This is a genomic window from Dickeya zeae NCPPB 2538 (assembly GCF_000406165.1).
GTDB classification, from domain to species: Bacteria; Pseudomonadota; Gammaproteobacteria; order Enterobacterales; family Enterobacteriaceae; genus Dickeya; species Dickeya zeae.
Genome location: NZ_CM001977.1, coordinates 406,756 through 420,461 on the forward strand (window position 1 = coordinate 406,756; position 13,706 = coordinate 420,461).

Annotated in this window: 11 protein-coding genes and 1 CRISPR repeat array; of the genes, 8 read left to right on the forward strand and 3 right to left on the reverse strand. The window is 56.3% G+C overall.

Annotation, left to right across the window (positions count from 1 at the left end; all coding sequences use genetic code 11):
* Positions 1-246 precede the first annotated feature (246 nt).
* Genes casA through cas2e form a run of 7 tightly spaced genes read left to right on the forward strand, consistent with a single transcriptional unit; the run spans position 247 to position 6,174 of the window.
* Positions 247-1,782, forward strand: a complete 1,536-nt coding sequence (casA, locus tag DZE2538_RS01875) for a type I-E CRISPR-associated protein Cse1/CasA (RefSeq protein WP_038915439.1) — start codon at positions 247-249, stop codon at positions 1,780-1,782.
* Entirely contained in the window at positions 1,775-2,494 is a 720-nt protein-coding gene (casB, locus tag DZE2538_RS01880) for a type I-E CRISPR-associated protein Cse2/CasB (RefSeq protein WP_038915440.1), read from the forward strand. The genes casA and casB overlap by 8 nt, the downstream gene beginning before the upstream one ends.
* Positions 2,491-3,552 carry a type I-E CRISPR-associated protein Cas7/Cse4/CasC gene (gene cas7e / locus DZE2538_RS01885; RefSeq protein WP_038915441.1) on the forward strand — a complete coding sequence of 354 codons (1,062 nt, stop codon included), beginning with the start codon at positions 2,491-2,493 and terminating at the stop codon, positions 3,550-3,552. Before casB ends, cas7e begins: the two co-directional genes overlap by 4 nt.
* A gap of 7 nt (positions 3,553-3,559) precedes the next feature.
* Positions 3,560-4,297 carry a type I-E CRISPR-associated protein Cas5/CasD gene (cas5e, locus tag DZE2538_RS01890; RefSeq protein WP_023638750.1) on the forward strand — a complete coding sequence of 246 codons (738 nt, stop codon included), beginning with the start codon at positions 3,560-3,562 and terminating at the stop codon, positions 4,295-4,297.
* On the forward strand, positions 4,297-4,944 hold the full coding sequence (gene cas6e / locus DZE2538_RS01895) for a type I-E CRISPR-associated protein Cas6/Cse3/CasE (RefSeq protein ID WP_038915442.1): 648 nt from the start codon (positions 4,297-4,299) through the stop codon (positions 4,942-4,944). The genes cas5e and cas6e overlap by 1 nt, the downstream gene beginning before the upstream one ends.
* Before the next feature lie 16 nt (positions 4,945-4,960).
* Complete coding sequence (gene cas1e, locus DZE2538_RS01900) at positions 4,961-5,884, forward strand: type I-E CRISPR-associated endonuclease Cas1e (protein WP_038912948.1); 924 nt, start codon at positions 4,961-4,963, stop codon at positions 5,882-5,884.
* Entirely contained in the window at positions 5,881-6,174 is a 294-nt protein-coding gene (gene cas2e, locus DZE2538_RS01905; RefSeq protein ID WP_038915443.1) for a type I-E CRISPR-associated endoribonuclease Cas2e, read from the forward strand. The genes cas1e and cas2e overlap by 4 nt, the downstream gene beginning before the upstream one ends.
* 84 nt (positions 6,175-6,258) lie before the next feature.
* Positions 6,259-7,628: a CRISPR direct-repeat array (repeat unit 29 nt; unit sequence GTGTTCCCCGCGCCAGCGGGGATAAACCG).
* 60 nt (positions 7,629-7,688) lie between these two features.
* Here the strand turns inward: cas2e and DZE2538_RS01910 are convergent.
* Positions 7,689-9,365, reverse strand: a complete 1,677-nt coding sequence (locus tag DZE2538_RS01910; protein ID WP_038915444.1) for a methyl-accepting chemotaxis protein — start codon at positions 9,363-9,365, stop codon at positions 7,689-7,691.
* Positions 9,366-10,096: 731 nt separating this feature from the next.
* Between DZE2538_RS01910 and DZE2538_RS01915 the strand changes: the two genes are divergently transcribed.
* Entirely contained in the window at positions 10,097-10,549 is a 453-nt protein-coding gene (locus tag DZE2538_RS01915) for a YhbP family protein (RefSeq protein WP_019843618.1), read from the forward strand.
* Between the two features lie 120 nt (positions 10,550-10,669).
* Here the strand turns inward: DZE2538_RS01915 and nrdG are convergent, their stop codons facing one another.
* Both nrdG and nrdD read right to left on the reverse strand, forming a co-directional pair.
* Positions 10,670-11,134, reverse strand: coding sequence for an anaerobic ribonucleoside-triphosphate reductase-activating protein (gene nrdG / locus DZE2538_RS01920; RefSeq protein WP_023638755.1), 465 nt, complete (start codon positions 11,132-11,134; stop codon positions 10,670-10,672).
* Positions 11,135-11,234: 100 nt separating this feature from the next.
* On the reverse strand, positions 11,235-13,373 hold the full coding sequence (gene nrdD, locus DZE2538_RS01925) for an anaerobic ribonucleoside-triphosphate reductase (protein WP_038915445.1): 2,139 nt from the start codon (positions 13,371-13,373) through the stop codon (positions 11,235-11,237).
* Between the last annotated feature and the right edge of the window lie 333 nt (positions 13,374-13,706).

Below are 13,706 nucleotides of genomic sequence, written 5' to 3' on the forward strand. Positions count from 1 at the left end.
TTTTAAGGTTGTAAACAGGAAACGCTTCATCGTTACCGACATAAATTTATCTTTATACCCATGGAGCTGTTGGTCACAGCCTCAAAGTAATAGGACTGTTTTTCAAGGACTTTTTGCTGCTTAGGCAGTTTTGTTCACCGGGAAACATCGGTGCCGCTGGCGCGGACTCTGGCTGCGCGGAGGCAGAAAACAATAACAGGAATCATGACGACCTCACGGATGAGGCCTTACTGAAGAGGTAGGTTCATGTTTTCACTGATTGACACACCCTGGTTACCGGTAGTGGGCGCGGACGGGCACCGCACCCATATTTCTCCACGGCAACTGGCCGACGACCGGATTATCGATCTGGCGTGTCCGCGGCCTGATTTTCAGGGCGCAGCCTGGCAGTTGCTGATCGGTTTGCTGCAAACTGCCTACCCACCACCGGATGATGAAGGCTGGGAAGATATCTGGCGAGAAGGATTGGGCGACGGCTGGATACAGGCGCTGGATAGTCTGGCTCCGGCATTTCAGTTCGGCACGGATAAACCTGCATTTATGCAGGATTTCTCATCGCTGGATGCCGATAACAACCCGATTTCCGGTTTATTGATCGATGCGCCGGGCGGCAACACCCTCAAACTCAACAAAGACCACTTCGTCAAACGCGGTACGGTAAACGCCATCTGCCCGCACTGCGCCGCACTGGCGCTTTACACGCTGCAAACCAATGCACCGTCGGGTGGTGTTGGCCATCGCGTCGGCTTACGTGGTGGTGGCCCGATAACTACCTTGTTGATGCCTTACGACGCGCACCGGCCGGTGCCGCTGTGGCGCAAACTGTGGGCTAACGTCATCCCCGGCGAGCGGGGGCGTTGCGATGCGTCGGTGTTCCCCTGGCTCAAGGCCACCCGTACCAGCGAAGGCGACAAAGATAAGGTGACGCCAGAGAACGCGCACCCGTTGCAGGCATTTTGGGGCATGCCGCGTCGCATCGAACTCGATTTTAGTCATACCGAGTCCGGGCATTGCGACCTGTGTGGCGATCGCTCGGACCAGTTGTTGACGCAGTACCGCACCAAAAACTACGGCGTACAGTACGAACACTGGTTACATCCGCTGACACCTTATCGCAAGTCACTGAAGGATGGCACGTTGCTATCGCTCAAAGGCCAGCCTGGCGGGCTTTCTTACCGCGACTGGCTGGGGTTGGTTATCGGCACACAAGATGCGCTTAACCAGACATTGCCTGCACGTGTAGTGAGCCTCAATCAGCAGCGAGTACCGCTGCGTTATAAAGTCGGGCTGTGGTGCTTTGGCTACGACATGGACAACATGAAAGCCCGTTGCTGGTACGAGCACCGGGTGCCGGTGTGGAAAGAGATTAACCCGGCAGTAAAAGACTACCTGCCACTGGGCTTGCAGATGGCGCACGACGCCCAGCAACTGCTGCGTCAGTCGGTGAAAGCGGCCTGGTTTAGCCGCCCGAAAGACGTGGGGGGAGATTTCAGTTTCATCGATGTGTCGTTCTGGCAGGAGACCGAACAGTTTTTCCGGCAGCTTTATCGTTCTATTGCCGGGGGAGGTTGCCCCGTCGCGGCGCTTAACGCCTGGCAGAATCAGCTCTACATGTATCTTATCGGCACCTTTGATCGGCTGACATTCGGCAACCCGGACCAGCAAGGTGACCTGACTCGGGCGGTCGAAGCGCGCAGCAACATGGTGAAGCTATTCCACGGCCAGAAATCAATAAAACAGCTCAAAGGATTGCAACCTCAAGAGGAACCGGCGAATGGATAAAGGGAGTAAAGAGAACGGTAACAAGGAGTGCGGTCGTAAGGAGAATGGTCACAAGAATAGTACCGCAACGCTGCTGGTGATAGACCCGCCAGCAGCGGAGAAAATAAACACCTGGTTTAAGCAATTACAGAACCGGTATAACAACACCCATAATGGCCGGGCGGATCGGGCGGCGTTGCGGCGCGCCGCCGCCCCTTATGGCGCGCTGACCTGCCAGGGGTTTATGCGGCTGTCGAATATGTTGGCCGGGATGATTGGCGACAAGCAACATCGTCTGCTCGGTGTGGCGATATTCGCGGCGGTGGCAGCCCATGCCGACGTGAACAACGACAAGAAAAGTTTCGCCGCGCAATTGGGGGAAAAGGTCAGTGCGGGCAGCGACCGGCGTTACCTGTCTGAATTACGTTTTGAACGGCTGCTGCGTGCGCAAACGCCGGAAGAATTGTGCCGCCTGTTGATTCGGGCGGTGACGATTCGCGGCAGTGCAGGTGTGAATCTGCCGTCGCTGGCTGACGGCATCCTGCTGTGGATGGAGGAATGGCATGCCCGGCAACACAATCTCCCCGCTCCCCCGAATCCACTGAAACGTAACGCGGTGCGCTGGGCGTGCGAATACAACCAGACAACCCTGGAACCGGCACCGGACGAGGCACCCTCCGCCCCGCAAGACGCTCACGGAAACCACCCGACCGACAACAAGGAACCGGCATGACTACCTTTATTCAATTGCATTTTTTGACGGCTTACGCACCCGCTAACCTGAACCGTGACGACACCGGCCGCCCGAAAACCGCGCAGGTCGGCGGCGTAGAACGGCTACGGGTGTCATCCCAGAGCCTTAAGCGTGCCTGGCGTACTTCGGAGGTGTTTGAAAACGCGCTGGGTGAACATATCGGCAAGCGCACCCGGCGGCTGGGGCGCGAGGTTTATCAGCAACTGATTGATGGTGGCGTAGCAACGAAAATTGCCGAGGAAGCGGCGAAGAAGATTGCCGGGCAGTTCGGCAAGCTGAAGAAAGAAGAGAAAAACAGTTCCGACCCGCTGGAGAAGTTCGACATCGAGCAACTGGCGCACATCAGCGTGCCGGAACGGGCGCATATAGACCAACTGGTGGCGACACTGATTGCTGAAACCCGTGAACCCAACAGTGAAGAGCTGAAACTGCTGCGCAAAGCGGTGGCGAGCGTCGACATCGCCCTGTTTGGCCGCATGCTGGCTTCCAGCCCGGAATTCAACGTGGAGGCGGCCTGTCAGGTGGCGCACGCGCTGGGTGTCAGTGCGGTCACGGTGGAGGATGACTTTTTCACCGCAGTCGATGACCTTAACACTGGTGATGACAACAGTGGTTCTGGTCACATGGGTGAGCAGGGCTTTGCCTCGGCATTGTTCTATCAGTACATCTGCATCGACCGTGATCGGTTGCTGGAAAACCTCAGCGGTGATGAAGCGCTGGTGCAGCGCACATTGCGGGCTCTAGGCGAAACGGCGCTTACCGTGTCGCCGACCGGCAAGCAAAATAGCTTTGCTTCCCGTGCCTATGCCTCTTACGTGCTTGCAGAGCGAGGCTCCGCACAGCCACGGGCGCTGTCGGTGGCATTCTTTAAACCGGTGCGTGGCAATGAACCATTGGAAACCGCCATCACCGCGCTGAAAAGCCAACAGGAGAAGTTCAACCGTGCTTACGGCGCTGACGGCATGAGCGATTACGTGCTGAATGTTGAAGCCGGTGTTGGCAGCCTGCCGCAACTGTTGGATTTCATCAGCCAGTGAGGGTGGCATGACCGAGTATCTGGTATTTCAGCTGTATGCGCCGCTGGCTTCCTGGGGGGAACCGGCGGTGGGTGAGGTGCGCCATACCTCACCCGTGCCGAGCCGTTCTGCGCTGTTGGGGTTGCTGGCGGCGGCACTCGGTATCCGCCGTGATGAAGAAGCGCGGTTGGCTCAATTTAACGCACACTACCGTTTTGCGGTGCGAGCACTTTCCCGCCGGGAAGGCTGGCTGCGTGATTACCACACTGTGCAGATGCCGCGTGAAGAGCGCAAACGGGTGCGCTATACCCGGCGTGATGAGCTGTGTTCTGACCCGGAACAAGGGCTGGAAACGCTGCTGACCGCCCGTGAATACCGCTGTGATGCGTATTACCACGTGGCGGTGAGTGCGACTGAGGGCGCACCCGTCACCCTTTCACAACTGGTGCAGGCGTTGCGCACCCCGGTGTTCCCGCTCTATCTCGGTCGCAAAAGTTGCCCGCTGGCGTTGCCGCTGGCACCGCATCTGCTGTGTGGGTCTCTGGTCGAGGTGTGGCGACAGGTTGACGATACGCCATTGCTCAACGACCCGGCATTGGCGTTTATCAACCAACCCGACGGCAGTTGTTACTGGGAACCGGGTGAGGATGTTGCTGAAAGTGACGCGATGATGGCGGTGGAGCGTAGCGACCAGCCCACCAGCCGTCGGCGCTGGCAGTTCACCACTCGGATACAGTGCCACGGCGTACTGAAAGGAGGTCAGTAATGTTCTTTTCCCGTGTCACGCTGCAACCGGCGGCGCTGCCGTCGGCGATGGCGGAGAAATGGCTGACATCGCCAGTGTATGCCAGCCACCAGTGGTTGTGGCAATTGTTCCCGCATGAGCAGCAGCGCCGCTTTTTGTTTCGGCAGGACTCCCATGCCGATGTCAGCCGCTATTACCTGCTTTCGGCCTGTGCACCCCGGCAGGATCACAACCTGTTCGAGGTGGAAACCAAACCGTGGCAACCGCAACTGAACGCCGGGATGCAACTGGCGTTTTCCCTGCGTGCTAACCCGGTGGTGACGCGCCAGAAAAAGCGTAGCGATGTGCTGATGGATGCCAAGTATCAGGCCAAAGCACAAGGGGCGGACGCGGCGGAGATTTGGCCGCGCCAGCAGCAGGCGGCGACCGACTGGCTGGTGCGTCAGGGCGAGCAGTGGGGGTTTGAGGTCAATGCCTGTCGTGTTGACGGTTATCAGCGCCAGCGTTGGTATAAGCCGCAGCAAACCGAGCCGGTGAGCTTCAGCTCGGTGGATTTTGACGGTCTGCTACGCATTACCGACGCTGAACGTTTTGCGCAGGCAGTCAGGAACGGGCTGGGGAAAAGCCGGGCACTGGGGTGTGGGCTGCTGTTGCTGCGTCGGGCATAATCAGCGGGAGGCTGCTATGTCATTCGTTCCGTTAAACCCGATCCCGCTTAAAGACCGCACCTCGATGATCTTCCTGCAATACGGGCAGATTGATGTGGTGGACGGCGCGTTTGTACTGATCGATAAAACCGGTGTGCGCACTCATATTCCGGTTGGATCGGTGGCCTGCATTATGCTGGAGCCGGGCACCCGAGTCTCCCATGCGGCGGCTAAGCTGGCGGCGACCGTCGGCACGCTGCTGGTGTGGGTGGGGGAGGCCGGGGTAAGGCTATACGCTGCCGGACAGCCGGGCGGTGCACGTTCTGACCGATTGTTGTATCAGGCGCGGCTGGCGCTGGATGAAGAACTGCGGCTGAAAGTGGTGCGGCGCATGTTCGAATTGCGCTTTGGCGAACCGGCACCGAGCCGCCGCTCTGTCGAGCAACTGCGCGGCATTGAAGGCGCGCGGGTGCGCCAAACCTACAGCCTGCTGGCAAAACAGTACGGCGTGAAATGGGATGGCCGCCGCTACGACCCGAAAGACTGGGCGCGTGGCGATAAAGTCAACCAGTGTATCAGCGCCGCCACCGCCTGCCTTTACGGTATTACCGAAGCGGCGGTACTGGCGGCGGGCTACGCACCGGCTATCGGTTTTATCCATAGCGGCAAGCCGTTGTCGTTTGTCTACGACATTGCCGACATCATCAAGTTTGACGGTGTGGTGCCCAAAGCGTTCGAGATTGCCGCCCGCAACCCGCTGGAGCCCGATCGTGAGGTGCGGGTGGCCTGCCGTGATATTTTCCGCAGCCAGCAAACGCTAGCCAAACTGATTCCCCTGATTGAAGACGTGCTGGCCGCCGGTGAGATTGATCCACCGCAGGCACCGCCAGACGCACAACCGCCCGCCATTCCCGAACCGGCACCCTTTGGTGACGCCGGGCACCGGGGGCATGGCGGATGAGCATGCTGGTGGTGGTAACGGAAAACGTGCCGCCGCGCTTGCGCGGTCGGCTGGCGGTTTGGCTGCTGGAGGTACGCGCTGGCGTCTATGTGGGCGACACCTCGCGCCGGGTACGGGAGATGATCTGGCAGCAGGTGGTGGAACTGGCCGAACAGGGCAATGTGGTGATGGCCTGGGCCACCAACACCGAATCCGGTTTTGAGTTCCAAACCTACGGTGAAAACCGCCGGATGCCGGTGGACCTCGATGGTTTGCGGTTAGTCTCTTTTCACCCTGTTGAAAATCAGTAAGTTAGCGCTCTTTAACAACCGGGTAAAATCGGTAGAATTTTACGGCCTTAAAAATACCTTATAAAACAGGTATATACTTTTAGAGTGTTCCCCGCGCCAGCGGGGATAAACCGTCAGCTGCTTGGTCATTTGCCATACCACGAATGTGTTCCCCGCGCCAGCGGGGATAAACCGACAAACATGTCATCTGTTTGCTGATAATATCTGTGTTCCCCGCGCCAGCGGGGATAAACCGGTATTGGGATGACAATAAAAAACCCGGCTTGCGTGTTCCCCGCGCCAGCGGGGATAAACCGTCCGTATCAGTTTGTCCCGCCGCACGCTTAATGTGTTCCCCGCGCCAGCGGGGATAAACCGTCTTTAATGCCCATGTCGTGGTTTCAAGACGAGTGTTCCCCGCGCCAGCGGGGATAAACCGAAAACGTGTTTGATAGCGGCGTTGATTAATGCGTGTTCCCCGCGCCAGCGGGGATAAACCGGCCATACTCCGATATTGTCCTCTGCCATCCTCGTGTTCCCCGCGCCAGCGGGGATAAACCGCAAGTTGCGTTGATTCTGACGCAAAAGAAAAGTGTTCCCCGCGCCAGCGGGGATAAACCGGAGAAAGCCTCGGATGGCCGGTTAACAAAATTGTGTTCCCCGCGCCAGCGGGGATAAACCGACGGGAAGCCGGGCTGTTTACTGGCTGAATGAGTGTTCCCCGCGCCAGCGGGGATAAACCGTTACCGTTGAATGTTCAACTGTTTGTTGAAAGGTGTTCCCCGCGCCAGCGGGGATAAACCGCGGGTCTTTTAGGTGTGATGGGGTGGTGTGATGTGTTCCCCGCGCCAGCGGGGATAAACCAGAGACATTACGTTTCAGTGTCTGCGGGTGGTGGTGTTCCCCGCGCCAGCGGGGATAAACCGTGCTCTCTGGATGTCCAGAATTTCCCGCGCTTGTGTTCCCCGCGCCAGCGGGGATAAACCGGGCAGCAGAGTGCTCAAGCCCATCATGTTGGCGTGTTCCCCGCGTCAGCGGGGATAAACCGCATGGCTAACTTATCACTTAATCCGATGGCGAGTGTTCCCCGCGCCAGCGGGGATAAACCGCGCGCTGAACTCAACGGGAAACCACATCAGGCGTGTTCCCCGCGCCAGCGGGGATAAACCGCGCGCTGAACTCAACGGGAAACCACATCAGGCGTGTTCCCCGCGCCAGCGGGGATAAACCGAATTCAGGGTCATCTCGATGTACTATGATCTCGTGTTCCCCGCGCCAGCGGGGATAAACCGCAGGCCGGATTATTCCAGACAATTCTAGGAGTGTGTTCCCTGCGCTAGCGGGGATAAACCGTTCAAAACTCAAAGGCTCGCTTCTGCGGGCCTGTGTTCCCCGCGCTAGCGGGGATAAACCGCTCCAGCGCAGCGCGGCGGAATTTACTATGACGTATTCCCCACGCCAGCGGGGATAAGACAGAAAATAAATCGGGCACGCGGTGTGATTACGCGTGCCCGATGTTGGACCGTCAGACAGGGTTAAAACGACTGCCAGTCGTCTGCGCTGGCTGATGTTTTGGCGGCGGGTTTTTTGAGCGCCAGTGTCTTCGCTGCCTGTGCGGATGAGGGCGCAATCATCGGTCGGTTGCCCGCCAGATTGTAAGAGCCGCCCCTTGCTTCTTCGAGATGGAAAATACTGACCACCTGTTTTAACTGCTCAGCCTGCTGTTGCAGGGATTGCGTGGCATTGTAGCCTTCTCTGACCAGCGAAGCATTTTGCAGTGTGGTTTGTTCCATTTTATTAATCGCCAGGTTGACCTGCTCGATGCCCAGTGACTGCTCCTGACTGGCGACGCTGATCTCACCAACCAGTTCACTGACTTTGCGCACGCCATCCACAATCCCCTGAATGGAGACCCCGGCTTTTTCCACCAGCCGGTTCCCGGCGTCCACCGTTTCTACCGAATGGCCGATCAGCTCCTTGATTTCTCTGGCTGCGGAAGCACTGCGTTGCGCCAGGCTACGCACTTCGCTTGCTACCACCGCAAACCCGCGGCCTTGTTCACCGGCACGGGCGGCTTCAACCGCCGCGTTAAGTGCCAGAATGTTGGTTTGAAACGCGATGCTGTCGATAACACCGATGATATCGACAATTTTCTTGGAGGAGCTGTCGATAGCGCCCATGGTTTGCACCACTTCGCTAACCAGTTGCCCACCGGATTGCGCCTGATTGGCGGTATCCTGCGCCAGTTGGTTTGCCTGTCTGGCGTTATCCGCATTTTGCCGAACGGTGGAGGTGAGTTGCTCTATCGATGCCGCGGTTTCCTGCAACGCACTGGACTGCTCATCAGTACGGCCGGAAAGATCCTGATTGCCAGCAGAGAGCTGAGATGATGCTCCGGCGATCGCTTCAGCCCCTTCGCGCACTTCCCCGACGACGGTACGCAACTGGCCAGTCATTTCCCGTAGCGCATGTTGCAACTGTGCCAGTTCATCACGACCTTGTGGTGAAATCTCTGCGGTGAGGTCCCCTCTGGCGACAGAATTCGTCACCTGAACGGCGGTTTGCAGCGGGCGCACAATACTGCGGGTTAGCATCCAGGCAAGCAGTGAGCCGACTAGGGTAATCATCAGACCGAGCACGCCGAGGAACAGGTAACTGCTCTGTGCCCGCGCCGAAATCTCCTCTCGCATGCGGTCAATATTGGTACGCTGGTAGTCACGCAGTATGCTCATGCTTTTTTGGTATTGAACGGAGACCGGCAATAATCTCTGCTCAAAGACCTGCTTGGCTTGTTCCGCGTTCCCCGCGGCTTTCGCGCTGAAAATTTCATCCCGCGCTTTGATATAGGCCTGACGGTCGGCGTTGAGTTGGTCCAATAGCCCCTGTTCTTCTTTTGACGACACCAGCTCGGTAAATTTTGCCACACGTTCGTTGTTCTCTTTGGTGGCGTTGGCGTTATCTGCCGCGAACACCTGCGCCAGCGAAGGGTCGCTGCTGCGTGCTGTGGCGGTGGTCCGCTGTATCCCGGCGGAGAGCGTCGCCGCCCAGTCGGCGACCAGTCGTTCTTTGCGCAGCGGTACCAGCATGATTTGCTCTGCGTTCCGGGTTATCTGGTTGAGTTGATAAATACCGCTGGCAAGCATAATCAACGAAAACGCGATAAGTATCCCAAACCCTACGGATAACCGAGTACCGATTTTGTAGTTTTTCATTTTTTCTCCCGGGTTTCTCTGCCACTGGTTGTCAGATTTCCCCTATGTTCGACATAACGGATATGTTTAGTCATTTATTTTCGCAACGCGAATAATGTAGAAGGTACGACGGAGTGTCTAAATATGGCTACTTCCCGATCAATTTAATTAACATTCAATGTATTAAGACGCATCTTTATTAACAATAAAAGGTTATTATCACGTAGGTGCATGTCAACGTAACTGTTTGGTTATGTCCTCTTTTCCGCTCCTGCATCATGATGCTATTTAGGGTACAGACAGTGGTGGAAATCAAAGTTTTATTGAGTAATGTTTTATTCACCTCACATTATTTTGAGTAATCTGCTGCCAGCCGTGGCAAGGCCAGCCGGATAGCCAGAATAATTGTAGATGATTCACGGTATATTGCCGTGTGCTGGTGAGATTAGGGCATGTCATGTCCCCGCAGGCGGTGATGAGAGACCAGCAAGAATGGCAAGATGTATTGATGGGGCGAAAACAGCATAATTGTCGGTTTTAGGCGAGGGTTCATGCCCCTTAACTGGTCAAACCACCTAAAAATTCCCTTTCTGTGAAGATGTTATCCGTTTTTTCTATTATCTGCGGGCAAAATACCGGCGCGACAGGTCTTTATTTTGCCCGGGAAGTGGCATTATGTGCAGTTCACAATGACAGGGACTGATGCTATCCGGTCAGGCAAGGATTAACGACGTTCCACCCGGAGAGAGGCCGTGGAAGCAGAGAATACCTTGGGAGTCATTTCCCGCTATCTGAAGAAGTTGCATGTGTTGACGCTGTGTGTCAGTGACGATGACGATTTATGGTGCGCCAACTGCTTTTATGTATTTGATGATGAAAAGATTGCTTTTTATCTGATGACGGAGCCGGATACGCGGCATGGTGAGATCATGCGACGCTGTCCGCGCGTGGCGGGTACGGTCAACGGCCAGCCTAAGAGTGTGCTGCTGATCAGAGGCGTGCAGTTTCTGGGGGAGATCAGCCGCTTGAGCGGTGAGGAAGAAGCACAGGCACGTAATCGTTATAACGTTCGGTTTCCCATTGCGCGCAGTAGCGGCGCACCGGTCTGGAAACTGTCGCTCAACGAAATGAAAATGACCGACAACGCGCTGGGGTTCGGAAAGAAACACCTCTGGCGTCGTGATGCTGTAGCGGAGGCGTGTTAACTCATCATCGATGAGGGTGCGGTGATGTCGGTTGCCGGTGGCGCGAAAGCGCCACACGGTTTGCCTGCGCCGGTGCCCGTTATCAGCCCGGACGTCAGTTATGAGCGTAGATGCCAGTTATCAGCGCAGATGGTGAATCACCTGATTGCGGCTGCCGCGCCACACCAGCGTTAAATCCCGCTGTTCCTGTATAAAACGCCCGTCCACCAGTACGTTAATCAAGTCGACGACCTGGTGCTGTTCTGGCGTCAGCTCATCCAACTGGTAGCCTGTCCACATCCAGATATCTTTGCCGGGACACTCATCATGTACCCGTTGTACCAGCCGTAGTACGTCAGGCACGTTTTTCGGGTGCAGTGGATCGCCGCCTGACAGCGACAGCCCCTGTAGCGGCAGGTCGATATTTTGCAGATCGGCGATGATGCGATCTTCCATTTCCTGTGTGAATGGGTGTCCGGAATTCAGACGCCAGGTACTCTGGTTATAACAACCGGGGCACTGGTGCTCGCAGCCTGCCACAAACAGGGTGCAGCGTGTTCCCGGACCGTTGACCACATCCACCGGGTAGTATTGATGGTAGTTCATAGCGATGACCGTCCAAAAGGCCGCCCGCCGGGCGGCATCAGCCTCAGGCTGCAGTCGTGAATAAGGCCGTGCGCGCAATCAGGCGCACGGCGCGGACTCATCAGCCCAGTTGCCCACTGGCAAGGTGTTTTACCCGGCGTTTGACTTCTTCCTGCTTACCGGCGTTAAACGGACGTGCATCCGGGCTACCCAGATAACCGCACACCCGACGTGTGACCGACACACGTGCCGCGTCGTGGTTACCGCACTGCGGGCAGGTAAAGCCTTTACTGGTGCAGGTGAATTCACCGGTATAGCCGCACTCGTAGCACTCGTCTATCGGCGTATTGGTGCCGTAATAAGGAACCCGGGTGTAGCTGTAGTCCCATACGTCTTCCAACGCCTTGAGGTTGTGCTGCAAGTTAGGATACTCGCCGTAACAGATAAAACCGCCATTCGCCAGCGGCGGGTAAGGGGCCTCAAAATCGATCTTCTGGTACGGATTGACCTTTTTCTCCACGTCGAGATGGAAGCTGTTGGTGTAGTAACCTTTGTCAGTCACGCCAGCTACGACGCCGAACTCAGCAGTATCCAGACGGCAGAAGCGGTCGCACAGGTTTTCGCTTGGCGTGCTGTACAGGCTGAAACCGTAACCGGTCTCCTCTTTCCAGCTTTCGGTGGCGGCCTTCAAGCGGGCGACAATTTCCACCGCTTTTTGGCGTAGGGTTTCATCATCAAACACATGAACCTGATTACTGAACAAGGCGTTGATGGTTTCATGCACCCCGATATAACCCAGCGAAATAGACGCGCGGCCGTTCTTGAAAATCTCGGCGATATTGTCGTCCGCCTTCAGGCGTACTCCGCATGCCCCTTCCATATAAAGTATAGGCGCTACACGTGCTTTTACATTTTCCAGCCGGGCAATTCGCGTCATCAGCGCTTTTTTGGCTAACAGTAAGCGCTGGTCCAGCAATTGCCAGAAACGCACTTCGTCACCCTGGGCTTCCAGCGCGATGCGCGGCAGGTTGAGGCTGATCACGCCCAGATTATTACGCCCGTCGTGGACCTGCTCTCCGTTTTCTTCGTATACGCCAAGGAAGCTGCGGCAACCCATCGGCGTTTTGAACGAACCGGTGACTTCCACCACCTGGTCGTAATTGAGGATATCCGGGTACATGCGCTTGCTGGCACACTCCAGCGCCAGTTGCTTGATGTCGTAGTTCGCGTCACCCGGTTTGTGGTTGAGGCCGTCACGGATGGCGAACACCAGTTTCGGGAACACCGCCGTTTTGTGGTTTTTACCCAGTCCGGCGATACGATTACGCAAGATGGACTGTTGAATCAGCCGCGATTGCCAACTGGTGCCCAGCCCGAAACCGAAGGTGACGAACGGCGTCTGGCCATTGGCGGTATGCAGCGTATTCACTTCATATTCCAGTGACTGGAAGGCGTCGTAGCACTCTTTTTCCGTACGACTACGGGCATAACCTTCGGCATCGGGAATCTGCCATTCGCGAGCCACGGCGCAGTGCTTTTCATGGCTGGCGGTAACAAACGGTGCCAGAATTTCATCAATGCGGTTGATGGTGGTGCCGCCGTAGATATGGCTGGCGACCTGCGCGATGATCTGCGCGGTAACCGCCGTGGCGGTGGAGATGGACTTCGGCGGCTCGATTTCCGCGTTACCCATCTTGAACCCTTGCGTCAGCATGCCGTTGAGGTCTATCAGCATGCAGTTGAACATTGGGAAGAACGGCGAATAGTCGAGGTCGTGGTAGTGAATCTCGCCACGTTCGTGTGCCAGTACCACGTCGCGCGGCAGGATGTGCTGTTTGGCGTAATGCTTGGCGACGATCCCCGCCAGCAGATCGCGCTGGGTGGGAATGACCTTGCTGTCTTTATTGGCGTTTTCGTTGAGCAGCGCCATATTACTCTGCTCTACCAGCCCACGAATTTCCTGATTTAACCGGCCCTGACGCTCGCGAGCGACATCACGATCGTGACGGTATTCGATATAGGTGCGCGCCAGTTGTTTGTATTGGCCGGCCATCAGCAGGTTTTCTACCGCGTTTTGGATCTCACGAATATCAACGCGCGCTTTCCCTTGCATTTGCTGAGCGACGGCGGCGGCGACGGTGGCACAGTAGTCCGCATCATCCACACCTGCAGCGCTAGCCGCTTTGATGACCGCGTCATTGATTCGGTTTTCGTCAAAAGGTACCTGACATCCGTCCCGCTTAATCACTACTGGTTTCATGTTATTCCTCGGTGTGTTTCCTTTGTTGAGGTTATCCACAGCCTCCACGTCTGACCACGGACGTGGAGGCTGTGGATGGTTTTGTGGATAAACACAATATGTAGGTTTCTGTAAAAGGATAGACACTATATATTGAATTCGCCTGGAAGGGGGGGCAGTTTTATTGCGCTAAAATTGACCTGGCTCAAGGAAATTTGAGCATCGTAGAGAAATCAGTCTTGGTTAAATAACGATCAAAACGTAATGAGGGCGACCTGGCCCCGTCATCACTGACTTGATGGCAGTCTGTGCTTTTAGCTATCAAGGCATCTAGACATCCATATAGGCTTTTTG

What these genes read in the sequence shown, in the direction of transcription:
- casA (WP_038915439.1), top strand. Translation starts at nt 247, where the DNA reads ATGTTTTCACTGATTGACACACCCTGGTTACCGGTAGTGGGCGCGGAC.
- casB (WP_038915440.1), top strand. Translation starts at nt 1,775, where the DNA reads ATGGATAAAGGGAGTAAAGAGAACGGTAACAAGGAGTGCGGTCGTAAG.
- cas7e (WP_038915441.1), top strand. Translation starts at nt 2,491, where the DNA reads ATGACTACCTTTATTCAATTGCATTTTTTGACGGCTTACGCACCCGCT.
- cas5e (WP_023638750.1), top strand. Translation starts at nt 3,560, where the DNA reads ATGACCGAGTATCTGGTATTTCAGCTGTATGCGCCGCTGGCTTCCTGG.
- cas6e (WP_038915442.1), top strand. Translation starts at nt 4,297, where the DNA reads ATGTTCTTTTCCCGTGTCACGCTGCAACCGGCGGCGCTGCCGTCGGCG.
- cas1e (WP_038912948.1), top strand. Translation starts at nt 4,961, where the DNA reads ATGTCATTCGTTCCGTTAAACCCGATCCCGCTTAAAGACCGCACCTCG.
- cas2e (WP_038915443.1), top strand. Translation starts at nt 5,881, where the DNA reads ATGAGCATGCTGGTGGTGGTAACGGAAAACGTGCCGCCGCGCTTGCGC.
- DZE2538_RS01910 (WP_038915444.1), bottom strand. Translation starts at nt 9,365, where the DNA reads ATGAAAAACTACAAAATCGGTACTCGGTTATCCGTAGGGTTTGGGATA.
- nrdG (WP_023638755.1), bottom strand. Translation starts at nt 11,134, where the DNA reads ATGAACTACCATCAATACTACCCGGTGGATGTGGTCAACGGTCCGGGA.
- nrdD (WP_038915445.1), bottom strand. Translation starts at nt 13,373, where the DNA reads ATGAAACCAGTAGTGATTAAGCGGGACGGATGTCAGGTACCTTTTGAC.